This is a genomic window from Hymenobacter algoricola (genome assembly GCF_039539525.1).
Taxonomy (GTDB): domain Bacteria; phylum Bacteroidota; class Bacteroidia; order Cytophagales; family Hymenobacteraceae; genus Hymenobacter; species Hymenobacter algoricola.
This window is the reverse complement of the sequence record NZ_BAABDH010000002.1, coordinates 96376-116415: the sequence shown is the minus strand read 5'-3', so window position 1 is coordinate 116415 and position 20040 is coordinate 96376. Positions and strand designations below refer to the sequence as shown.

Below are 20040 nucleotides of genomic sequence, written 5' to 3'. Positions count from 1 at the left end.
GCGATTCATGCGCTCGACCTGGCCGTTGGTCCACGGGTGGGCAGGCTTGGTCAGGCGATGCTCGATGCCATATTCGCGGCAGATGCGGTCAAAGCTGTGCCCGCCTGGCAGCAATTGATGCGGCTGCGCCGTGAACTGTACGCCGTTATCGGTCAATACCTTGTGTACTTTGTAAGGCAGCTTGTCGAGCACGCGCCGCAGAAACGCTGCCGCTACCACCCGCTTAGCGCGGGGGTGGAGTTCAGCGAAGGCTACCTTGCTGGTGCGGTCAATGGCCACAAAGAGGTACTGCTTGCCTTGCTCGGTGTGCACTTCGGCAAAATCGACGTGTAAGTAGCCAATAGGATAGTCCTTGAATTTCTTTTTCGGCGGGCTTTGGCCCTCTTCACTTAAGGGCAAGCGGCTGATGCCGTGCCGCTGCAGACAGCGGTGCAGCGCCGAGCGCGACAGGTGGGGAATAGTGGCCTGCAAAGCATACAGACAATCGTCGAGCGGCAACAACGTGTGTTTTCTGAACGCCACGATCATTGCCTCTTGCGCGAGCGTCAGCACGGTGGAGACGGGCGTCGGCCCCATCGCGGCATCCGTCGTAGTCGTGCGTTTGCGCCACTTAGCCACCGTTTTGAGGTTGATGCCGTGACGGGAAGCTAACGTTTGTAGGCTTTCCTGACTACGTTGGATAGCGGCCCGTATTGCCGAAGTTGTGCGGGCGCTGCCGTGGAGTATTTGTCCCATAAGTGCGTGCGAAATTCCAGCCCGGAAAATACACCATCTCTCCCTGGGACTATACAGCTAGGGTATGAATCGTGTCTTTCGGCATTTAACCGCCAGAAAGAGGAAGCCATGGCGTCAAGGCCGGATTCACTGGAAATCGAAGATCAAAAACTAGCGGTAGTGCTAAATCCAAAGCGGATTGTGCAGGTAGGGTGCTGGATATTCAAGATAGACATGTTGCGTGACCGGGTAGCAGCCCTGAACGTGGCAGACGTGAAGCTTCTGCCTCTGCTGGAGAACGGGGAGACGCACGAAAAAATAAAGGAATTCGCCACCGAAGATGAAGTATTTAGCCTGTTGGCGTCCGGCGAGCCGGGTTCCTACGCGCAGAAAGCCTGCTTCGAGGGTGGGGCTAGAGGAGACAAAGATGAAGATGAGAATTCGGGAACCATCTCCGTCAATCCTGCTCCGTGCGCCACCTTAAGGTTCTGCCCCAAGATAAAGCACGTCTACCAGAAAGCGGGAATCTACTTCTCCTTGCTGTCGCAGCTCAAATATATGTCTACGGCTTCCAACAGGATACTCTGGCAGCCCCGCCAAACCAACATTATCCTCACCTATGGCGTTGGCTACCGGCCAAAGTGTGGATCTACTTACTTGTACACAACCGGCACTACTTCGGAGACTACCAAAACATCATTAGAGCGGCGATTTTATGAGGGCAGCACCGGTCTTCAAAAATACGTTTTGAGCAGTAACTATGAATGGGAAAACAAAGGCTGGGATCCTACTTTCGTGTGTGATGGAAGTATGGGTAGCGAGCCTCGCTTTATCACGGTAAGCCGTGGGCAGAAACGGCTCCGGACTATTCAGGACAATTGGTAAATCAGCAGCAGAGCCGGGGACACCAGCTACGGTATCTCCGGCTTTCTTTTCTCCGGCCGGCTATGCGCTTTTTATTTCTCTTCCTGTTGTGGTTTCCGTGCGAGGTAGTTGGTCATCACCGGTGGGCGGTAGCGGGCGGCAGCGGTATCTGTGTCAGCCTCCCGCAGGTGGAAAGCAACCGGGGCAAGCTTCCGCCCAAGACAAAAGTCCTGCGCCGGGTCGCCCCGGTATTCTCGTTGGGGCTCCGCTATACTTTCACGCCGCGCTGGACGGGGGTACTCGACGTGCGCACGGCTAGTCTGTTGGAAGGCATTAAAACCAGAAATCTAGTATTGGAGCGCGATGCCGCGGGAAATGTAATCAGCTTTGGTGGGCCAGCCAGCCAGCAACGTTCAGCGCCGGCCCACTTTACATTGGGGGCAGCCTACACCCTAAATCCCGCTGCCAGGTTCAAAGTCGCGCCGGAAATAGGGGTGGGCTATATGATTGTACGGCAGAATTTCGCGTCTACGATGATTATTGAAAGCGGAATCGACCAGAACCGCAGCGACGACGAGGAAGAAATTACCTACGTTCTCGAACCTAAATACCTGCGCCGGGGCAGCGCTGGGGCCTACGCGGGCCTAAGCACGACCTGGCAGCTAACGGTGCATAGTGGACTGAGTATGGCAGTGCAGTATTATCATGGATTTGACACCATCTCGGAACTACGCTCTACGCGGTTTCAGTACATCAACCGCCGCACCGGCATCAATGACAATTACGAAGTGGTAATACGCAACAATGGCCGCTACGTGGCGGCCAAAGTACTATACAGCTATACTTTCTAAGCGAAAAGCCGGCAAGTCACAGCCACACCAGCCTTGCAACGCACAATATAGCTTCTGTCCGGCAGCCGGCCCGTTGGTTAAGCCCTAGTTCAGCCGGTACGGCACAACCAGGGTGAACTCCGGAATGTCGACCGTGAATTCTTCGCCGTCTACCACGCGCTCCATCTGGTAGGTGCCGCGCATCTTACCCAGGCCCGACTTGAGGTTGCAGCCCGATACGTACTGGTGCGACTCGCCGGGCTCGAGCACGGGCTGCTGGCCGACCACGCCTTCGCCCTCCACCTCGCGCACCACGCCGTTGGCATCGTAGATGTACCAGTGCCGCCGCAGCAGCTTCACCGTATATTCGCTGCCGTTGTGAATATCAATCTTGTAGGCAAACACGTAGTGCTCCTGGACCGGGCTGGAGTAGTCGGGCAGATAGTTGGTCGTAACGCTTACCGTTACGCCCTGGGTGGTGGTGGTATTCATGGCTCCTATGCTAGACGATGGAGAACTAACAGCCGCTTTCGGGAATTGGTTTATCTACGCAGTCGGGCGGGCAAACGGCTTGCCCGCGTTCTAAAATACGCAACTCAATGTCCACAAAAATGTCTGTAAAGATAGAAGAAAGCTGGCGGAAGGTTCTCGCCGACGAATTTGAAAAGCCGTATTTCCACCACCTGATTGCCTACGTGCGCGGCGAGTACGCCACGGCCACCGTCTATCCGCCCGGCCCCGGGATTTTTCATGCCTTTGACGCCTGCCCGTTTGAGGACGTGAAAGTTGTGATTCTGGGCCAGGACCCCTACCACGGCAAGGGCCAGGCCAACGGCCTGTCGTTTTCCGTAGCCGACGGCATCCGCACCCCGCCGTCGCTGCAGAACATCTTCAAGGAGCTGCAGAGCGACCTGCCCGCGACGCCGCCGGCCCCCAACGGCAACCTGGACCGCTGGGCCCGGCAGGGCGTGCTGCTGCTCAACGCCACGCTGACCGTGCGGGCCGGAGAGCCGGCCTCCCACCAGAAAAAAGGCTGGGAGCAGTTCACCGACGCCGTGATTGAGAAAGTGTCGGCCGGCAAGCAGCACGTCGTGTTCATCCTCTGGGGCGCGTCGGCCCAGAAGAAAGGGGAAGTCATCGACGAAAAAAAGCACCTGGTCCTCAAGTCGGCCCACCCCTCGCCCTACGCCGCCGACCGGGGCTTCTTCGGCTCCCGGCCCTTCAGCAAAACCAACGACTACCTGCAGCAGCACGGCCTGCCGCCGATTGCGTGGTAGCAGCTACCGGCTGCCGCGCCAGGGCGAGCAGCGCAAAGCAATCCAGCCTCTGCCCGGCGTAAGGATAAAGCAAAAGCCCCACCGTTGTTCAACGGTGGGGCTTTACCGTAAAAAGGAACTCTCTCCATTTCAGAGGCCGGATTGCTTCGGCCTTTGGCCTCGCAATGACAACTAGTTGATGAAGTTGAACAGGCGGCTCCAGCGGATCTTGTGGAAGAAGTCGGCGTAGGGGTTTACCGACATCCAGATCAGCACGGCTTTGCCCACGATGTGGTCTTTGGGCACGAAGCCCCAGTAGCGCGAGTCGAGCGAGTCGTGGCGGTTGTCGCCCATCATAAAGAAGTAGTCCTGCTTGAAGGTGTAGCTGGTCAGCGCCTTGTCGTTCTGCAGCAGCATACCGTTTTCCAGCGTGACGCCCTCGTTCTGCTCGTAGCGCATGATGATCTTCTGGTAGATGGGCGTGTTGGCGGGCGTCAGCTGCACGGTCTGGCCGGCTTTGGGAATCTGCAGGGGGCCGTAGTTGTCCTTGTTCCAGTTCTTGAAGGGCGACGCACCCATGTTGGGCTGGCTGCTGGGGTAGTCGGGGTTGTTGGGGAATACTTCCGGCTCGCCCACGCCGGGCTCCGACTTATCGAGCACCACGCCGCGCACAAACGACTGCTGCTTGAAGTAGGCAGCGGTTTTCGGCGTCATATCCACCACGTAGCCGGGGCCGACGGCGGTGATGCGGGCCTGGGGGCTGCCGTCGGGGCTGCCGTACTCGTAGATGCCCTGATCCTGGAAGACCTTGCCCCGGATGGTTTCGTCCGAGTTGATGGGCAGCGTGTAGCGGTTCTGGCTTTCCACCGGATTCGGGGCCGGCTTACCGTTGATGTACACCTGCTGCTCCCGGAGTTCGAGTACGTCGCCGGCAATGCCGATGCAGCGCTTGATGTAGTTGGTGCGCAGGTCGGCGGGGTGCTCTTTCTCGAAGGGCACGTTGAATACCACCACGTCGTTGCGCTTCACTTCCGAAAAGCCCGGCAGCCGGTAGGAAGTCAGCTGCAGCGCGTCGGAATAGCTCGGAATGCTGGTGCCCCAGATGGTCTGGTGGGTGAGCGGCACCTGCAGCGGCGTCTGCGGAGTGCGCGGGCCGTAGTGCAGCTTGCTCACAAACAGATAGTCGCCCACGAGCAGGGTGTGCTCCATGGAGGGCGTCGGGATGGTGTAGGCTTCGAACGTGGCCCAGCGGATGAGCGTGGCCGCCACGACGGCGAACAGGATGGCGTCGCCCCACTCGCGGAAAAACCCTTTGGGCTTTTGCTGCGGCGAAGCAGAAGTGGCGGTGTTGAGGGCGGCAGTGCGCTCCTCCCAGGATTGGACGGCCATAGGTCGGCGAAGTGAAACGGATAAAGCGGCAGGTACCGCCAGTAAAAGACGTAATATCTAAAATTCGTTTTTCGTTCTGGAGTATTCGTTTTTTGCCCCTGACTTTTAGTAGTTTACAAAAACCGGGGGCCTGCAAACGAACCGCTGCAAACGGGCCGCGAAACCCTATAGTCCCAGCAGCTCCTTCATGCCGAATACGCCCTGGCGGCCGGGCAGCCACTCGGCGGCCAGCAGCGCGCCCTGCACGAACCCGTCGCGGCTGTGGGCCTCGTGCTTGAGCTCGATGCTGTCGGCCTCGGAGGAGTAGGTGACCAGATGAGTGCCCACCACCTGTCCCGCGCGCTCCGAGAGAATGGCCAGCTCCGCGGTGTCGGCGGTGGCCTCGTTGCGCCAGGTTTTTTTGGCCGGAAAGTGGCGCAGGATGCCTTCGGCGGCGGTAATGGCCGTGCCGCTGGGCTGATCCACTTTCTGGGTGTGGTGAATTTCGCGCACCTGCACGTCGTAGCCGCCGAACTGGTGCATTTTGGCCGCTATGTACTCGTTGAAGTGAAAGAACAGGTTGACGCCTACGCTGTAGTTGGAGGCGTAGAACAGCGCCCCGCCGGTTTGCTGGACCATAGCTTTGGCTTCGGCAAAATGGTGGAGCCAGCCCGTGGAGCCGCACACCACCGGCAACCCTTGCCGAAGGCAGGCCATCACGTTGGCAAAAGCCGCGTCGGGGTGGGTGAACTCGATGGCGGCATCCACCGTGGCGGGGTCAAAATCGGTGATGCGCACGTCGGGACGGGTAGGGTCCACGATGCCGACCACCTGGTGGCCGCGGGCCAGCGCCTGGGCCTCAATGGCCTGGCCCATTTTGCCGTAGCCAATCAACAACAGTTTCATAGGGTAGTGGTTGGGCGCAGGTAGCGCCGGGAGTTCAGATTAAGGGTCACCATGACGCCGGGCGTCGGAATGGCCGTGGGAACCCAGATCAGGGTGGGCTCCCAGTGCAGGCTCAGGTCGTCGCTGATGTCAAAGTCCTTGAGGTGAGCATCGACCACGGCATCCAGAATATTGAGCGCGTAGGCAACGCCGATGTAAAAGTAAAACTGGTCGCGCGGGCGGCGGTAAAGCACAATGCCGCGGTAGGCAATGCTGCTGTCGCCCCGGATAACGTCCTTGTTCGGGCCCGACGGCAGTACTTGGGGGTTGGAGATGAGCCCGTTGTAGGAATTCGTAAACTCCTTGTAGAGCCGCTGGTAGTAAATCTCCCCGTAGATGGTGCCGCCCACGGCGCCGTACACCAGCGGCAGCTTCCAGTACTTGCGGTTGTAGATCTGGCCGGTGCCGGGCAGCAGGGCCGAGAGCAGGCCCGCCTTGGCCGGCCGCGTCAGGCGCCGCCCCAGAAACCGCTCGGTGCGCCGGGCCGAGTCCGCCACGGCGGTGGAGGTATTGACCCGGGCCGAGTCGGGGCCGGCCGTCATGGCGGCCTGGGCGTGCGCCGGTTGGGGTAGCGCAAAAGTCGCCAGCCCCCCCAGCAAAGCAGTTGCGGTGCGTAGCCCGATCATAGCAGAACGAATAAAAGGCGTTTAGGCCGGTTGCAGAATGTGCAGAATGCGCTGCATGTCTTCCACCGAGTCAAACGCAATTTTAATCTCGCCATTGCCCTGCGGACCGGGCTTCACGAGCACCTTGCTGCCAAACCGGTCGGAGAGGTAGCGCTCGGTGCGGCGCAGCTCGGCCACCGGAATGTGAATCTGCTGCTCCGCTACGGCCTGGGCGGCGGGCGCATCGGCCGGGCGGGGCACGGCCACGCCGGCGCGCACCAGCTGCTCGACCTTGCGCACCGACAGGTCTTCGGCCAGAATACGGTGGAACAAGGCCAGCTGCTGGTCGGCATTCTCAATGTTGATCAGGGCGCGGGCGTGGCCCATCGAAATAGCCGTGTCGCGCAGGCCGATCTGGATGTCGGGCGGCAGCTTGAGCAGGCGCAGGTAGTTGGTCACGGTCGAGCGGTTCTTGCCCACCCGGTCGCCCAGCTCCTCCTGCTTGAGGTTGCACTCGCTCACCAGGCGCTGGTAGCTGAGGGCAATTTCGATGGCGTTGAGGTTTTCGCGCTGGATGTTCTCAATCAGGGCCATTTCCAGCATCTGCTGGTCGTCGGCCTTGCGGATGTAGGCCGGAATGGTATCCAGCCCCGCCAGCTTGGAGGCCTGTAGGCGCCGCTCCCCCGAAATGAGCTGGTAGGAGTTGGTGCCCATCTGCCGCACCGTCACGGGCTGGATGATGCCCTGAATCCGGATGGACTCGGCCAGCTCCTGCAGGGCTTCCTGGTCGAAGTGGGTGCGGGGCTGGTAGGGGTTGGCCTCAATGTGGCCGACCGGAATGAAGCCCACGGAGTTCATCGGGTGCGACACGAGCCGCTCGCCCTTCTTTTCGTAGCTGCCTTCAATCAGGGCGTTCAGGCCCCGGCCGAGGCCACCGATTTTGCGTTTGGGGGCGGCGGAAGCCGCAGCCGGCGTGCTTTTCTCTTCGTTCGTCTCTGACATACCTACAAGCGGCTCCCACCCAATACCAGGCGGAAGCGGGATTCAAAAATACACAAACCGAGGCGAAGCGGCCGAAAAAATGTTCCACGGCGGAGAAAAAATCGTGGAACGTTTAGGGTGTGCGCTGGCTATTAGCCACGCTGGTGCTAGGCTATCTGTATCGGATTAGTGTGCAAGCCCAGCACCTCAACCACTTCACACGCGCCCACCCGCCGGGTGCCTTCAACAAAGCAGCCGCGCACGCCAGGGCGGATGTGTAGCTGGTGGAAGGCGCGGGCTTGGGGGAGGAGAATAAACATATCCGCCAGTCCGTAGGTCGGAATCGGCCCATCGGGTACTGGGTCCCCATTCGGGAGCAGGACTTCGGGCCAGATCATAAAGGTACTGGTAGACACAGCCGGATCGTCGTAGCGAAAATCCCAGCGGCTGTGCTGGTGGGCGGGCGTCTTCCGGCCACCTTCCTCGGCGGAAAAGATGCGGTAGCTGACCCGGAAGTCGGGCGGCAGACCTGGGGGCTCGGCATAAGAGGGCATAAGTAGCGGCAACGCGAAGTTCCACTGCGCGGGGCGTTGAACGATAATTGGTAGGGCGGCGCGGGCGTTTCGCGAAGTGGAACTTCGCGTTGCATAGGAACTAAAAAGGCCGACAAAATTGCCGGCCTTTTTAGAAATTCGGGCAGGAAAATCCTACGCCGCCGTATCCTCGGCCGCTTCCGGGGCGCTGGCCACGATGTTCTTCTCCACGATTTCGCGGGCCAGGTTCAGGTAGCTGATGCTGCCCTTGCTTTCGGCGTCGTGCAGAATGACGGGGATGCCGAAGCTCGGCGACTCACTCAGCTTCACGTTGCGGGGGATGATGGTGTCGAAGACGAGCTGCTGGAAGTGCAGCTTCACTTCTTCCACCACCTGGTTGCTCAGGCGCAGGCGCACGTCGTACATGGTGAGCAGGATGCCCTCGATTTCGAGCTCCTCGTTGAGGCGGCTCTGAATGATCTTGATAGTGTTGAGCAGCTTGCCCAGCCCTTCGAGGGCGAAATACTCGCACTGCACCGGCACGATGACCGAGTGGGCGGCCGTGAGGGCATTTACCGTAATCAGACCCAGCGACGGGGAGCAGTCGATGATGATGAAGTCGTAGAGCTCGGCCAGCGGGCGCAGCGCGTCCTTCATCTTCTCCTCCCGGTTGGGTAGGTTGATCATCTCCACTTCGGCTCCCACGAGGTCGATGTGGGAAGGCATCAGGTCGAGGTGGGGCAGCACCTGGGTTTGGAGGATGATGTCCTGGGCGTTGATGCCGTCGACCATGCACTCGTAGATGCTGTTCTCGATGTCTTTCGGATCGAAGCCCACGCCGGAGGTGGCGTTGGCCTGCGGATCGGCATCCACGAGCAGCGTGCGATACTCCAGGGCCGCCAGACTGGCCGCCAGGTTAATCGCCGAGGTGGTTTTGCCCACGCCGCCCTTCTGATTGGCTACCGCAATGATTTTTCCCATGTGTGTGTAGAAGCGGTTAGCTGCTGCCTGTTAGCGGTTAGCTTGTCGGATTGAAGTCTGGAAGGCAGCAGTGATTGAACCCGGGCCGTTCGCTCGTCGCTTATCGGGCCGAAGCCCGACAGAAAGAGCGAAAAGCCAACTGCCGCCAGCGAATAGCCGTCAGCCGGATACCTTTGTCTGACAAATATACGTGATTCCCCCGTTCCCATGCTTTCGTCTGCGCGCCGTTTTGCCGTTTATGTTGCCTTGCTGCTCCCGGCCTTGGCCGGCTGCGGCCGCCCCGACCAGCCCACCGACGCGCGGCGCGTGTTCCGCTACAACCAGCCCGAGTCGCTGACCTCCCTGGACCCGGCCTTCTCCAACCGGCAGGCCAACATCTGGGCCGTGACCCAGCTCTACAACGGGCTGGTGGAGCTGGATTCGGCCCTGCAGCCGGTGCCGTCGGTGGCCCGGAGCTACGACGTGTCGGCCGACGGCAAGCAGTACACCTTCCGGCTGCGGCCCGACGTGCGCTTCCACGACGCCGAGGTGTTTGCCGGGGGCAAAGGCCGCCGCGTGACGGCCCCGGATTTCGTGTACAGCTTCCGGCGCCTGCTGGATAAGACCACGGCCAGCCCCGGCGGCTGGATTTTCCGGGGCAAAGTACTCGAAAACGCCGCCGGCGAACCGGCCGACACCTGCTTCAAGGCCCTGAACGACTCCACGCTGCGCGTCTATTTAAAGGAGCCGTTTATTCCGTTTCTGGGGATTCTGGCCATGCCCTACGCCTACGTGGTGCCCCGCGAGGCCGTGGAAAAGTACGGCAAGGACTTCCGCGCCCATCCGGTGGGCACGGGCCCGTTCCGGTTCCGGGAGTGGGACGAGGGCAACGCCATCATCTACCACCGCAACCCGACCTACTGGAAGCACGACGCCCGGGGCCAGAAGCTGCCCTACCTCGACGCGGTGCAGATCAGCTTTATTCAGGACCGCAAAACCGAATTTCTGACCTTCCAGCAGGGCAAGCTGGACTTTCTGAGCGGCATCCGCGCCGGCAGCCGGGACCTTATTCTGCACCCCGACGGCACCGTGCGCGCCGACTTCCGGGGCAAGTTCCGGCTGGAAAAGACGCCTTATCTGAACACCGAATACCTGGGCTTCCAGCTCGACGCCACCAACCTGCGCGGGGAGGCCGCTAACCCGGCCCTGCGCGACAAGCGGGTGCGGCAGGCCCTGAACTATGCCCTGAATAAGCCCGAGCTGATTGCCTACTTCCTGAATAACGTGGGCGTGCCGGGCATCTCGGGCTTCGTGCCCTCTTCGCTGCCCTCGTACAGCGCCAAGCTGGTGCCGGGCTATTCCTACCAGCCTGCCAAGGCGCGGGCACTGCTGCAGGCGGCGGGCTACGGGCCGGCCCGGCCGCTGACGCTGCACCTGAGCACGCTGGTGGAGCGCAAGGAAGTGTGCGAGTACCTGCAGAAAAACTGGGCCGACGTGGGCGTGCAGGTGGCCATCGACATCAACCAGGGCGGGGCCCAGCAGGAAATGGTGGACAACGGCCGCGCGGCTTTCTTCACCAAAAGCTGGCTCGGCGACTACCCCGACGCGGAAAACTACCTGGCCCTGTTCTACAGCAAGAACTTCGCCCCGGCCGGCCCCAACAAAACCCACTTCCAAAGCGCCGCCTACGACCAGCTCTACGAGCGGGCCAACCTGGAGCAGGACGTGGCAAAGCGCTACGAGCTGTACCGGCAGATGGACCGCATCGTGGTGGACGAGTGCCCGGTTATTGCGCTGTATTATGATGAAGTAGTACGCCTGACCCAGAACAACATCCGGGGGCTGGCCCCGAACCCGATGAACCAGCTGGTGCTGGAGCGGGTGCGGAAGGAGTAGCGCTAGGCCGTCAGCCACCGGCGCAGCTCGGGCGTGCGGTGGGTGCTGCTGGTCAGCGTCAGCGTCTGGCCCTTCAGGTGCACTATCAGCGTGTCGTTGAAATAGGCTTCGAGCCGCTCGATGGCGCTGAGCTGCACGATTTCGGTGCGGTTGAGGCGGAAGAAAGCGGCCGGATCAAGCTGGGCTTCGAGCTGACTTAAAGTCTCATTCAGCACAAACGCCCGCCCCTGGCCATCGACGGCGTGGGTGACGCCGTTGCGGAGCTGGAAATAGGGGATGTCGGCCACCGGCAGCACGTACAGGCCGGCGCGCGACTTGCTGACCAGCCGCTGCCGGTACTGCGGGGCGGGGGCGTAGGCCGCCGTCAGCTGCTGGAGGGCAGCCCCCTGCAGGGCCTGGCGGAGCCGCTCGTATTTCTGCATGGCGGCGGCAAACTGCGCGTACTGCACCGGCTTGAGCACGTAGCCGATGCCGTTCTGCTCGAAGGCCTGCACCAGAAATGAGTCGTAGGCGGTGATGAAGATGATGGGGCTGCTGACCGCCACCTGCTCAAACACCCGGAACACGTTGCCATCGAGCAGCTCAATGTCGGACAGAATCAGGTCGGGGGCCGGGTGGGTACGCAGGTAGTCCACGGCTTCGCTCACCTGCTGGCACTCTCCCACGATGCGGGCCGCGGGGTTGTACTGCTGCACAAAGCGGCGCAGCTGCTCCGCCGCGGGCTCTTCATCTTCCAGAATCAGGAGTTGCATAGTCGGCTAAAGCTAAGGGCGACAATAAGGGCAGGGAAACGGCAAAAAAATCGGCCTCGTCGTCCACCACGGCGGGCGTATCAGTGAACAGGGCCAGGCGGGCCCGCAGCCCCGGCAGGCCGCTCCGGGCGCCGGCTCCCGGCTCCGGGCGCACCTGCCGGTTGTTGCGCAGCGTCAGCGTGGTGCCCGCGATGGTCAGGTAGATTTGGAGCGGCCGGGCGCGGCTGGCCAGGTTATGCTTCACGGCGTTGGTGAGCAGCTCCTGCAGCACCCCGGGGGGCACGAGCAGGTTTTGCAGCTCGTCGGACGTCAGGTGCAGGCTTTCCTCAAAGCAGTAGGCCGCGCCAAACCGCTTAGTCAGCAGGTAGCAGTAATCACGGGCAAAAGCTACTTCCTGGGCTACGGGAACCAGCTCCTGCTCCCGGGTCTGGACCAGGTAGCGGTACAGGCCGGCCAGGTGGGTTACATAGTCGTGGGCGGCCGCGTTGGCCGGCTCAATCAGGGCCGCCAGAATATTGAGGTTGTTGAACAGAAAGTGGGGCTCTACGTGCTGCTGCAGCCCCAGCAGCCGGGCCCGCACGGCCTCTTTTTCCAGCTGGGCCACTTTCGCCGCATTGGCAGCCGCGTGCTGCTGGTAGAGAAAGGGCAGGTACACGCCGCTGACCAGTAAATACAAAAACACGTCGGACAGCAGGCTGCGCACCGCCCCGTACCACGACCAGTTCCAGGGCTGGCCCATGGGCAACAGGGCCGCGGCCCCGCTCAGGCCCTGGCTGAGCAACAGAAAGCCGGTGCCCCCGACCAGCAGCAGCCGGAAGTAATAGCGGGTGCTGCTGGCCGGGTGGCCGCGCTGCTGCCAGCGGGCGTGGAGCTTATCGAGCAGGTAGATGCCGAGTAGCACCTGCAGGAAAATCCAGATGGGCGCGTCGGGAAACAGGTGGAAATCCGCCGCGGTGGGAGCCATGGTCAGGCGGATGAAAACGGCCATCAGCACCGACAAACCGAACACGAACACGTAAAACCAGGGCTTTTTGCGCATCAGAGCGGCAAGATAAGCGAGGAGCTGACTTTGTGCCTACAGGCCCGCGGGCCGGGTTTCCTTGCCGGCCTCATCAAAGCAGCGCAGCACGGGCTGGTTGTGGGAATCGACCCCGATAGTGAGGCGCACGCGGCCCTGGGCATCCTTGAAGTCGAGCGTCGACTGCTCGGTGTTGGCTATCAGCATCACCCGGTTGCTGCCCCGCTGGTCGTTGAGGACCAGCGCCGAGGAGCGGCTGCGGGTCGTGCCCATGTACACCCGGGGCTGCAGCCCGAGCTTGCCCTCGCGCTGGGCCTGCTGCTTTTCCTCGGCCGTAGCGTTTTTGTAGCGCTCCTGCACCGCCGTCATCGATTCGTCGGGGGCGTCGTTGAAGGTCAGGCCCGCCGTGTAGCCCTGGCCCTGCTGCTGGTAGGTGAGGGCCACTACCTGATCCTGGCCGAAGCGGTCCAGGGAAAAATGCCCCCCGGCCGACACCTTGCCGTCCTTGTCCTGCTGGCCGCCGAAGATCAGGCCGCCGCACTCCTCGCCCTTGTCGTTGTAGAACAGCATGCCGGGGTTGGTGCGCGGGTAGTCGGTGTGCTTGCCGTCGATGGTGACGCCCTGGGGAAACCGGGCCTTGTTGGCCATAATCATCTTGACGGTGCCGTCGCGCTCCACCAGGTTCAGGCGCTCCACCGATATTTCCTGGAACCGCACCGGCTTATCGGGTTTGCCAAAGGCGCAGAGCAGGGCCACCGCCGGCACCAGGGTCATCGTCAGGGCGTAGGCTTTGAGGAATTTGACGTCGCGGGCGAGCTTGTTGGTATCCATAAAAAGGAGGCTAAAGGGTGAAAGGATACCCAAAGCTGGCGCGGCGCGGCCTCGAAAGCCGGTGAATTCGCGGGAATGCCGGAAAAAACGTGGGAGTGCCGGAAATCCGGGGGTAAGCAGATGCCCGTGTCCGGCGGCGGAGCCCATTAGTGTACGGTCAGCCGCCTGTGGCCTCGGTCAGAATCACCTGGGAATGGCCGGTTGCGGGAGGGCGCAGAAAGCAAGAGGAGCAACCCGGCTGCGCGTGCCGGGTTGCTCCTCTTTTATCGGCCTCTTATCAATCTGGTCGGGCACCGCTGCCGGCTAGCGGCTAACCGGGGCTATGTTGCCCGAAATCTTGTCCAGCTCCTGGCTGATGTAGTCGAGCAGGGCTTGCAGGCCGGCGGGGGCGGCGTCCTCTACCTGCACGGTTTTGAGCGTGCCCGCGGGCTGGCGGATGCTGAGGAAAGTGGAGGGCAGGTCGGCCACGTTCTTGGTAGTGTACCGGTCGTTGAGCTTGCGGAAGCCCAGGCTTTGGGCGTCGGCCAGCATCTTTTTGACGGTGGCCGGCGCCAGCCTGAACTCGTGGGCACCCATCTTCGGCACGTTGCTGCGGCCCATGTAGCTCACGCGGCCATCGGGGTAGATGGTGGCCTCGTACTCGGGGCAGGGACCCAGGCAGGAGGTTTTCCGGAACACGATAACCGGCGCGGCCTGCGTCTGGGCCGCCGTTTTCTGCGCGGGCTTGGCTTTCGCCTTAGTGGTTTTGGCCGCCGGCCTGGTGGGCGTGGCGCGCTGGGCGCAGGCCGAGGTAGCGCAAACGGTGAGGGCGAGCAGTAGGGTTGGGAGCAGGCGCATAAGGAAGAGAAGAAGGGAGAAGCAGGATTGCCCGGTTGATTCCAAAACCGAACCACGAATGAAGCCGGCGCAAGAAGCAACAAAAAAAGCCCATCTGCCGAAACGGATGGGCTTTTTGATTTTAACCTGCCTGGCTACGAGCGGCGGGTAGGCTTCTTGGGCTTGTCGGCTTTGTCGGGGGCGCCGGCGTTGCCGCCCTGCTTGGCCTGGGCTTCGCGCTCCTGGGCCGTGCGCATGGCTTCGGCGAGGCGGGCCTGGAAGCCGCCGGGCTTCTTGTCCTTGTTCTTCACCTTGTTGGCTTCGAGCTGGGCGCGCAGCTTGGTTTCATCCACAAACGCCTTGGTGATGAACTGCTGGCCGAACGTAATCATGTTCGACACGAAGTAGTACCAGGTCAGGCCGGCCGAGAAGCTGTTCAGCACGAACATGTAGACGATGGGCATGGCGTAGCCCATTACCTTCATCTGGCCCTGCATCTGGGTGTTGGTCTGGCTGCTCTGCCAGGTCATGAGCAGAGTGGAGGCCGTCATCAGCAGCGTGAACATGCTCACGTGGTCGCCGTACCACTTCACGTAGAAGGGCAGCTTCAGGAACACGTCGTAGCTGCTCAAATCCTTGGCCCACAGGAAATGCTCCTGGCGCAGCTCGATGGCGTTGGGGAAAAACTGGAACATGGCCAGCACAATCGGGATGGTGAGCAGCGTGGGCACGCAGCCGCTGAGCGGGCTCACCCCGAAGGCCGAGTAGAGCTTCATCGTCTCGCTCTGCACCTTGGCCTGGTCGTCGCCGTGCTTTTCCTTGAGCTCATCGATTTCGGGCTTGAGCACTTTCATCTTGGCCTGCGAGACGTAGGTCTTGTAGGTCAGGGGCCAGGTCACGAGCTTGATGATGAGCACCAGGATGGCGATGATAACGCCGTAGGAGCCGATAAACTGCTCCAGGAAGTGGAACACGGGCAGCACCACAAACTGGTTGACCCAGCGGAAGATGCCCCAGCCCAGGTACACGTTGCGCTCAAACTGCGGCGTCACCGCCTTGAGCACCGGAAACGAGTTGGGCCCGAAATAGAACCGGAAGCCGGCCTTGTTCTGCTCCACGTCGGCCACCGGAATGGTGAGCGTGGTGCTCATGGTCTTGAGGTAGGTCGAGTCGCCCAGGTCCACGCGGGAGTTGAACTTGCCGGTCGTGAACTGATTGTCGGCAATGAAGCCGGCAATGAAGAAGTCGTGCTTGTGGGCGGCCCACTTCACCGGCCCCGAGGCAATGATTTCCTCCGGGTTTTCCGAGGCTTCGGCCAACGAGCCGTGGTCGTCGGCGGCCAGGTAGTGGTTGATGGTGCTGTGGTTGCGGTTCTGCGGGGCATCCTGCTCGGTCTGCCGCACGCGGTCCACAAACGAGAAAGTCAGCGGCTCCTTGGCCAGCGTGCTGGCCAGGCCCGGCATGCGCAGGTTGTAGCCTAGCTCGTAGGAGTCGTCGAGCAGGGTGTATACCTGCTCCACGCGGCCCCCGGCCACCTCGGCGCTGAAGGTTACGCTCTGCCCTTTCCGCTCGCCCACCGAAGCCGGCGCTACGGCCGTGGGCTGGAAGTACAGGTCCGAGAGCCTGATCTTCTGGCCGGCAATGGTGCGGAAGTTCAGGTCGAGCCGGGCGCTCTGGGCATCGAGCAGATCCAGCGGCTTACCGAAAAACGTTTTGTACTTATTGAGCCGCACGGCTTCGATCTGGCCGCCCTTGGTCGAAAAGGTAACCGTCAGGTTGGGGTTTTGCAGCTGCACCTGCTGGGCCGTGCCCTGGGCCGCGGTGGCAAACGCGCCCAGCGTGCGGGCGGCCGTGGCCGAGTCGAGGGGAGCAGCAGGGGCCGCGGGGGCCACGCCGGGCTGGGCGGCGGCCGTGGTGGTCGTGGCTTTGGCAGCCGGCTGGTCTTCGGGCTTTTTGGGCGCGAAGAAGAACAGGTAGACGAGGAGCAAGGCCGAAATCAGAAACAGGCCGGTTGCTTGGTTTTTGTCCATCGAAGGGTACTGACTGGAAAAGGTAACGGGCGCCGGGCGCCGCAAAACGCAAAGGTACGCGAAAGCACGGCCCGCTTCAAAAATCCGGCGAGCCACCGCAAAGTTCAGCTTTGGCAGAAGAATATTCGCCAGCCGGTATTTTTGGCAGGAGCCGCCAGGAATCCGTCTGTCATCCTGAACGGCGCGCAGCGGAGTGAAGGACCTTCCTCGTCGCCACTGCCGGCCCTTTGAAACGAGCAAAGCCCCTCACCATTGCGGGCGAAGGGCTTTGGACGTTGAAAAGAGATGTACAGGGCAGAAAGAGGAAGGTCCTTCGCAGGCTCAGGATGACAGCCGAAAAAAGTGAGACAAGCTTAAATCTCGTTCTTATGGTGCTGGATGGCGGCTTTCACGAAGCGCACGAACAGCGGGTGGGGGTTCTGCACCGTGCTTTTGAGCTCCGGATGGAACTGCCCGGCCACAAACCACGGGTGGCCCGTGAGCTCTACCACTTCCACCAGCCCGGTATCCGGGTTGACGCCCGAGGGAATCATGCCGGCTTCCTCGAAGGCCTGCAGGTACTGGTTGTTGAACTCGTAGCGGTGGCGGTGCCGCTCGCTGATGTGGTTGCGGCCGTAAGCTTTGGCCGCCTTGGAGCCCTTGCGCAGCTCGCAGCTGTAGGCGCCCAGGCGCATGGTGCCGCCTTTCTGGGTGATGTTCTTCTGCTCTTCCATCATGGCAATGACGGGGTAGGGCGAAGCGGCATCCATTTCGGTGGAGGAGGCGCCTTCCATTTTCAGCACGTTGCGGGCAAACTCGACCACCGCGCACTGCATTCCTAAGCAGATGCCGAAAAACGGAATGCGGTTCTCGCGCACGTACTTAATGGCCGTAATCTTACCCTCGAAGCCCCGCTCACCGAAGCCCGGGGCTACCAGCACCCCGTCGACGCCGTGCAGCAGCTGGGCAATGTTGTCGGGGGTGATATTATCGCTCTGGATGCTGCGCACGGTCACCTTGCACTCGTTCAGGGCGCCGGCGTGCACGAAAGCCTCGTTGATGGACTTGTAGGCGTCGGGCAGCTCCACGTACTTGCCCACCAGGGCAATGGTGATTTCCTCGGTCGGGTTCTTGAGCCGACCCAAAAAGTCCTTCCAGATTTCCAGGTCGGGTGCGGCACTGCCGCCGGTGAGGCGCATTTTCTTGATAACCCGCTCGTCGAGGTGCTCCTTGAGCATGAGCAGGGGCACCGAGTAGATGCTGTCGGCATCGAGGGCCTCGATGACGGAGTTGATCTGCACGTTGCAGAACAGGGCAATCTTCTTGCGCATCTCCATCGGAATGGGGTGCTCGGAGCGGCACACCAGAATGTCGGGCTGCAGGCCGGCCTCGCGCAGGTCGCGCACCGAGTGCTGGGTGGGCTTGGTCTTGAGCTCCCCGGCCGCGGCCAGGTAGGGCAGCAGGGTGAGGTGAATCACGACCGAGTCGTTCGGCGGCAGCTCCCAGCGCAGCTGGCGCACGGCCTCCACGAAGGGCAGGCTCTCGATGTCGCCGATGCAGCCCCCGATTTCGGTGATGACGATGTCGAAGTCGGCATGGTCGCCGAGCAGCAGCATACGCCGCTTGATTTCGTCGGTAATGTGGGGTACTACCTGCACGGTCTTGCCCAGGTAGGCGCCCTCGCGCTCCTTGCGGATGACCGTGTCGTAGATGCGGCCGGTGGTCACGTTGTTGGCCTGGGAGGTCGGCACGTTCAGGAACCGCTCGTAGTGGCCCAGGTCGAGGTCGGTTTCGGCCCCGTCGTCGGTCACGTAGCATTCCCCGTGCTCGTAGGGGTTCAGCGTGCCGGGGTCGATGTTGATGTAGGGGTCGAACTTCTGGATGGTGACCCGAAAGCCGCGCGCCTGGAGCAGCTTGGCGAGGGAGGCGGCAATGATGCCTTTACCCAGGGAGGAAGTCACGCCGCCGGTGACGAAAATGTACTTGGCGGTAGTCGCGGGGGTGGGGGTTCTGTCTGGCATAACAGGACGCAAAGCTACTCAAATATGTGGGCCGGCCGGCGCTTATTTCAGATAGGGGCCCCGGCCCGGGCAGGGGAGGAGGGAAGGCGCCAGCGGAACCGTTAGAAAAACTGGGGTGCTCCTGCCAGCCATAGAAGCGCAGCTGTAAAAGCGCGTTTTTAATTAATTCTATACTTTAAGTGTAAGGTAATAAAGTGCTATGATTAAATTGGATGTAATAAACATTGATATTAAAACTTAAGACTGCATATTGCGCGCCCCAAACGCCCGTGCTATGCGCCCTTGCTATCTGCTCCTGCTCCTGCTGACGACCAGCTTTCCTGCCCCGGCTGCCGGGCACAATGGCGACGACGGGCAGGCTGCCGAGCAGGCCCTGCGCCGGGGCAAAGGTCCGCAGTGGCTCAACAAGCTCATCAGCGCCTCACCCGTGCTGAAGCAGCACCACGTGGGCCTTTGTATCACCGACGCCGCCACCGGTGAGCAGCTCTACGAGCTGAATTCCGACCAGTACTTCGCCCCCGCCAGCACCATGAAGCTGTTCAGCCTCTACGCCGGCCTGCACCTGCTCGGCGACTCGCTGCCCAGCCTGCGCTACGTGGTCCGCCACGACTCCCTGCTGTTCTGGGGCACCGGCGACCCGACCCTGCTCCACGGCGACGTGCCCTCGCGCCGGGCGTTTGCCTTTCTGCAGAGCCGCCCCGAAAAGCTGTTCTACTCCGCCATTCCCTGCGTCGAGGCCTTCGGGCCGGGCTGGAGCTGGGACGACTACAACTACTACTTCTCGCCCGAGCGGGGTCCCTTTCCCATCTACGGCCACACGGTGCGCTTCTACGCCCAGCCCAACCAGCGTCCCCGGGTGCTGCCCCGCGACTTCAGCGCCCTGGTAGAGCCCGCGCCGGCCAGCTTCCGCAGCCCCGACCACGTGCGGCGGGCCGCGCTCGAAAACCGGTTTTTCGTGCTGCCCTTCACCAGGAACTGGATTGACGAGACGCCGTTCCGCACCAGCCCCGAGCTGCTGCTCCGGCTGCTCCAGGACACCCTGCGCCGGCCCGTGCAGCCGCTGGCGTGGCGCCTGCCGCCCCAGGACAGCATCCGGACGCTGAGCGGGCTGCCCGTCGATTCGCTCTACCGGCGCATGCTGCAGGTGAGCGACAATTTCCTGGCCGAGCAGCTGCTGCTGATGTGCTCGGCCCAGCTGGCCCCGGATTCGCTGAGTACGGACCGCACGATTCGGGCCGTGCGCCAGCGCTTCCTGCTCGATTTGCCCGACCCCGTAAAGTGGGTCGACGGCTCGGGCCTCTCGCGCCTGAACCTGGCCACGCCCCGGACCATGACGGCCCTGCTGCTCAAGCTGCACCGGGAAGTGCCCGAGCCCCGGCTGCTGAGCCTACTGGCGGCCGGCGGCGGGCACGGCACCCTGCGCCGGGTGTACCGCGACCCGCAAGGCCCCTGGCTCTGGGGCAAAACCGGCACCCTGACCAACGTGCACAACCTCAGCGGCTACCTGCGCACCCGCCGGGGCCGGCTGCTGGCCTTCACCTTCATGAACAACCACCACGTAGTACCCACCGGCGAAGTGCGCAAGGAGATGGAGCGGGTGCTGGGGCAAGTGCGTGAACGACTGTAACGCTACTAGCGCCG

General features: G+C 61.9%; 19 protein-coding genes. 5 read left to right on the top strand and 14 right to left on the bottom strand.

Annotated features, from left to right (window positions below; genetic code table 11):
• The coding region (locus ABD842_RS00535; RefSeq protein ID WP_345108520.1) for an IS481 family transposase at positions 1 to 735 on the bottom strand (735 nt) is incomplete at its 3' end.
• 6 nt (positions 736 to 741) lie between these two features.
• Between ABD842_RS00535 and ABD842_RS00530 the strand changes: the two genes are divergently transcribed.
• Complete coding sequence (locus ABD842_RS00530; protein WP_345108517.1) at positions 742 to 1599, top strand: hypothetical protein; 858 nt, start codon at positions 742 to 744, stop codon at positions 1597 to 1599.
• A gap of 62 nt (positions 1600 to 1661) precedes the next feature.
• A complete protein-coding gene (locus ABD842_RS00525; protein ID WP_345108515.1) occupies positions 1662 to 2429 on the top strand; it encodes a hypothetical protein in 768 nt (255 codons plus the stop codon).
• 84 nt (positions 2430 to 2513) lie between these two features.
• Here the strand turns inward: ABD842_RS00525 and apaG are convergent, their stop codons facing one another.
• Positions 2514 to 2900: a Co2+/Mg2+ efflux protein ApaG gene (gene apaG, locus ABD842_RS00520; protein ID WP_345108512.1), complete on the bottom strand. Its 387-nt coding sequence runs from the start codon at positions 2898 to 2900 to the stop codon at positions 2514 to 2516.
• Between the two features lie 119 nt (positions 2901 to 3019).
• Here apaG and ABD842_RS00515 point away from each other — a divergent pair, with 119 nt between their 5' ends.
• Positions 3020 to 3685, top strand: a complete 666-nt coding sequence (locus ABD842_RS00515; protein ID WP_345108510.1) for a uracil-DNA glycosylase — start codon at positions 3020 to 3022, stop codon at positions 3683 to 3685.
• 171 nt (positions 3686 to 3856) lie between these two features.
• On the opposite strand, the gene lepB is transcribed toward ABD842_RS00515, so the two are convergent.
• From lepB to ABD842_RS00485, 6 genes are all read right to left on the bottom strand, one after another.
• Positions 3857 to 5053, bottom strand: a complete 1197-nt coding sequence (gene lepB, locus ABD842_RS00510) for a signal peptidase I (protein ID WP_345108507.1) — start codon at positions 5051 to 5053, stop codon at positions 3857 to 3859.
• A gap of 165 nt (positions 5054 to 5218) precedes the next feature.
• Positions 5219 to 5938, bottom strand: a complete 720-nt coding sequence (gene dapB / locus ABD842_RS00505; protein ID WP_345108505.1) for a 4-hydroxy-tetrahydrodipicolinate reductase — start codon at positions 5936 to 5938, stop codon at positions 5219 to 5221.
• Positions 5935 to 6603 carry a DUF5683 domain-containing protein gene (locus ABD842_RS00500; RefSeq protein WP_345108502.1) on the bottom strand — a complete coding sequence of 223 codons (669 nt, stop codon included), beginning with the start codon at positions 6601 to 6603 and terminating at the stop codon, positions 5935 to 5937. The genes dapB and ABD842_RS00500 overlap by 4 nt, the downstream gene beginning before the upstream one ends.
• Before the next feature lie 21 nt (positions 6604 to 6624).
• Positions 6625 to 7584, bottom strand: a complete 960-nt coding sequence (locus tag ABD842_RS00495) for a ParB/RepB/Spo0J family partition protein (protein ID WP_345108499.1) — start codon at positions 7582 to 7584, stop codon at positions 6625 to 6627.
• Between the two features lie 146 nt (positions 7585 to 7730).
• Positions 7731 to 8117 (bottom strand): hypothetical protein, encoded by a 387-nt coding sequence (locus ABD842_RS00490; protein ID WP_345108496.1) that lies wholly within the window; start codon positions 8115 to 8117, stop codon positions 7731 to 7733.
• A gap of 153 nt (positions 8118 to 8270) precedes the next feature.
• Positions 8271 to 9077 carry a ParA family protein gene (locus ABD842_RS00485; protein ID WP_345108493.1) on the bottom strand — a complete coding sequence of 269 codons (807 nt, stop codon included), beginning with the start codon at positions 9075 to 9077 and terminating at the stop codon, positions 8271 to 8273.
• Between the two features lie 207 nt (positions 9078 to 9284).
• Between ABD842_RS00485 and ABD842_RS00480 the strand changes: the two genes are divergently transcribed.
• Positions 9285 to 10952, top strand: a complete 1668-nt coding sequence (locus tag ABD842_RS00480; protein ID WP_345108490.1) for an ABC transporter substrate-binding protein — start codon at positions 9285 to 9287, stop codon at positions 10950 to 10952.
• Positions 10953 to 10954: 2 nt separating this feature from the next.
• On the opposite strand, the gene ABD842_RS00475 is transcribed toward ABD842_RS00480, so the two are convergent.
• The 6 genes from ABD842_RS00475 to pyrG form a co-directional block, all read right to left on the bottom strand.
• Positions 10955 to 11704 carry a LytR/AlgR family response regulator transcription factor gene (locus ABD842_RS00475; RefSeq protein WP_345108487.1) on the bottom strand — a complete coding sequence of 250 codons (750 nt, stop codon included), beginning with the start codon at positions 11702 to 11704 and terminating at the stop codon, positions 10955 to 10957.
• Positions 11679 to 12743: a sensor histidine kinase gene (locus ABD842_RS00470; RefSeq protein WP_345108485.1), complete on the bottom strand. Its 1065-nt coding sequence runs from the start codon at positions 12741 to 12743 to the stop codon at positions 11679 to 11681. Before ABD842_RS00470 ends, ABD842_RS00475 begins: the two co-directional genes overlap by 26 nt.
• A 36-nt stretch (positions 12744 to 12779) precedes the next feature.
• A complete protein-coding gene (locus ABD842_RS00465; RefSeq protein WP_345108483.1) occupies positions 12780 to 13553 on the bottom strand; it encodes a hypothetical protein in 774 nt (257 codons plus the stop codon).
• A 303-nt stretch (positions 13554 to 13856) separates the two neighbouring features.
• Positions 13857 to 14390 carry a DUF6438 domain-containing protein gene (locus ABD842_RS00460; protein ID WP_345108480.1) on the bottom strand — a complete coding sequence of 178 codons (534 nt, stop codon included), beginning with the start codon at positions 14388 to 14390 and terminating at the stop codon, positions 13857 to 13859.
• A 134-nt stretch (positions 14391 to 14524) separates the two neighbouring features.
• Positions 14525 to 16399, bottom strand: coding sequence for a membrane protein insertase YidC (gene yidC / locus ABD842_RS00455; RefSeq protein ID WP_345108478.1), 1875 nt, complete (start codon positions 16397 to 16399; stop codon positions 14525 to 14527).
• A 353-nt stretch (positions 16400 to 16752) separates the two neighbouring features.
• Complete coding sequence (gene pyrG, locus ABD842_RS00450) at positions 16753 to 18399, bottom strand: CTP synthase (RefSeq protein ID WP_345108475.1); 1647 nt, start codon at positions 18397 to 18399, stop codon at positions 16753 to 16755.
• A 274-nt stretch (positions 18400 to 18673) separates the two neighbouring features.
• Between pyrG and ABD842_RS00445 the strand changes: the two genes are divergently transcribed.
• Positions 18674 to 20026 carry a D-alanyl-D-alanine carboxypeptidase/D-alanyl-D-alanine-endopeptidase gene (locus ABD842_RS00445; RefSeq protein WP_345108472.1) on the top strand — a complete coding sequence of 451 codons (1353 nt, stop codon included), beginning with the start codon at positions 18674 to 18676 and terminating at the stop codon, positions 20024 to 20026.
• Positions 20027 to 20040 lie beyond the last annotated feature (14 nt).

What these genes read in the sequence shown, in the direction of transcription:
- ABD842_RS00445 (WP_345108472.1), top strand. Translation starts at nt 18,674, where the DNA reads ATGCGCCCTTGCTATCTGCTCCTGCTCCTGCTGACGACCAGCTTTCCT.
- lepB (WP_345108507.1), bottom strand. Translation starts at nt 5,053, where the DNA reads ATGGCCGTCCAATCCTGGGAGGAGCGCACTGCCGCCCTCAACACCGCC.
- ABD842_RS00475 (WP_345108487.1), bottom strand. Translation starts at nt 11,704, where the DNA reads ATGCAACTCCTGATTCTGGAAGATGAAGAGCCCGCGGCGGAGCAGCTG.
- apaG (WP_345108512.1), bottom strand. Translation starts at nt 2,900, where the DNA reads ATGAATACCACCACCACCCAGGGCGTAACGGTAAGCGTTACGACCAAC.
- pyrG (WP_345108475.1), bottom strand. Translation starts at nt 18,399, where the DNA reads ATGCCAGACAGAACCCCCACCCCCGCGACTACCGCCAAGTACATTTTC.
- ABD842_RS00470 (WP_345108485.1), bottom strand. Translation starts at nt 12,743, where the DNA reads ATGCGCAAAAAGCCCTGGTTTTACGTGTTCGTGTTCGGTTTGTCGGTG.
- ABD842_RS00495 (WP_345108499.1), bottom strand. Translation starts at nt 7,584, where the DNA reads ATGTCAGAGACGAACGAAGAGAAAAGCACGCCGGCTGCGGCTTCCGCC.
- ABD842_RS00485 (WP_345108493.1), bottom strand. Translation starts at nt 9,077, where the DNA reads ATGGGAAAAATCATTGCGGTAGCCAATCAGAAGGGCGGCGTGGGCAAA.
- ABD842_RS00460 (WP_345108480.1), bottom strand. Translation starts at nt 14,390, where the DNA reads ATGCGCCTGCTCCCAACCCTACTGCTCGCCCTCACCGTTTGCGCTACC.
- yidC (WP_345108478.1), bottom strand. Translation starts at nt 16,399, where the DNA reads ATGGACAAAAACCAAGCAACCGGCCTGTTTCTGATTTCGGCCTTGCTC.
- ABD842_RS00500 (WP_345108502.1), bottom strand. Translation starts at nt 6,603, where the DNA reads ATGATCGGGCTACGCACCGCAACTGCTTTGCTGGGGGGGCTGGCGACT.
- ABD842_RS00465 (WP_345108483.1), bottom strand. Translation starts at nt 13,553, where the DNA reads ATGGATACCAACAAGCTCGCCCGCGACGTCAAATTCCTCAAAGCCTAC.
- ABD842_RS00515 (WP_345108510.1), top strand. Translation starts at nt 3,020, where the DNA reads ATGTCTGTAAAGATAGAAGAAAGCTGGCGGAAGGTTCTCGCCGACGAA.
- ABD842_RS00490 (WP_345108496.1), bottom strand. Translation starts at nt 8,117, where the DNA reads ATGCCCTCTTATGCCGAGCCCCCAGGTCTGCCGCCCGACTTCCGGGTC.
- dapB (WP_345108505.1), bottom strand. Translation starts at nt 5,938, where the DNA reads ATGAAACTGTTGTTGATTGGCTACGGCAAAATGGGCCAGGCCATTGAG.
- ABD842_RS00480 (WP_345108490.1), top strand. Translation starts at nt 9,285, where the DNA reads ATGCTTTCGTCTGCGCGCCGTTTTGCCGTTTATGTTGCCTTGCTGCTC.
- ABD842_RS00525 (WP_345108515.1), top strand. Translation starts at nt 1,662, where the DNA reads ATGCGCTTTTTATTTCTCTTCCTGTTGTGGTTTCCGTGCGAGGTAGTT.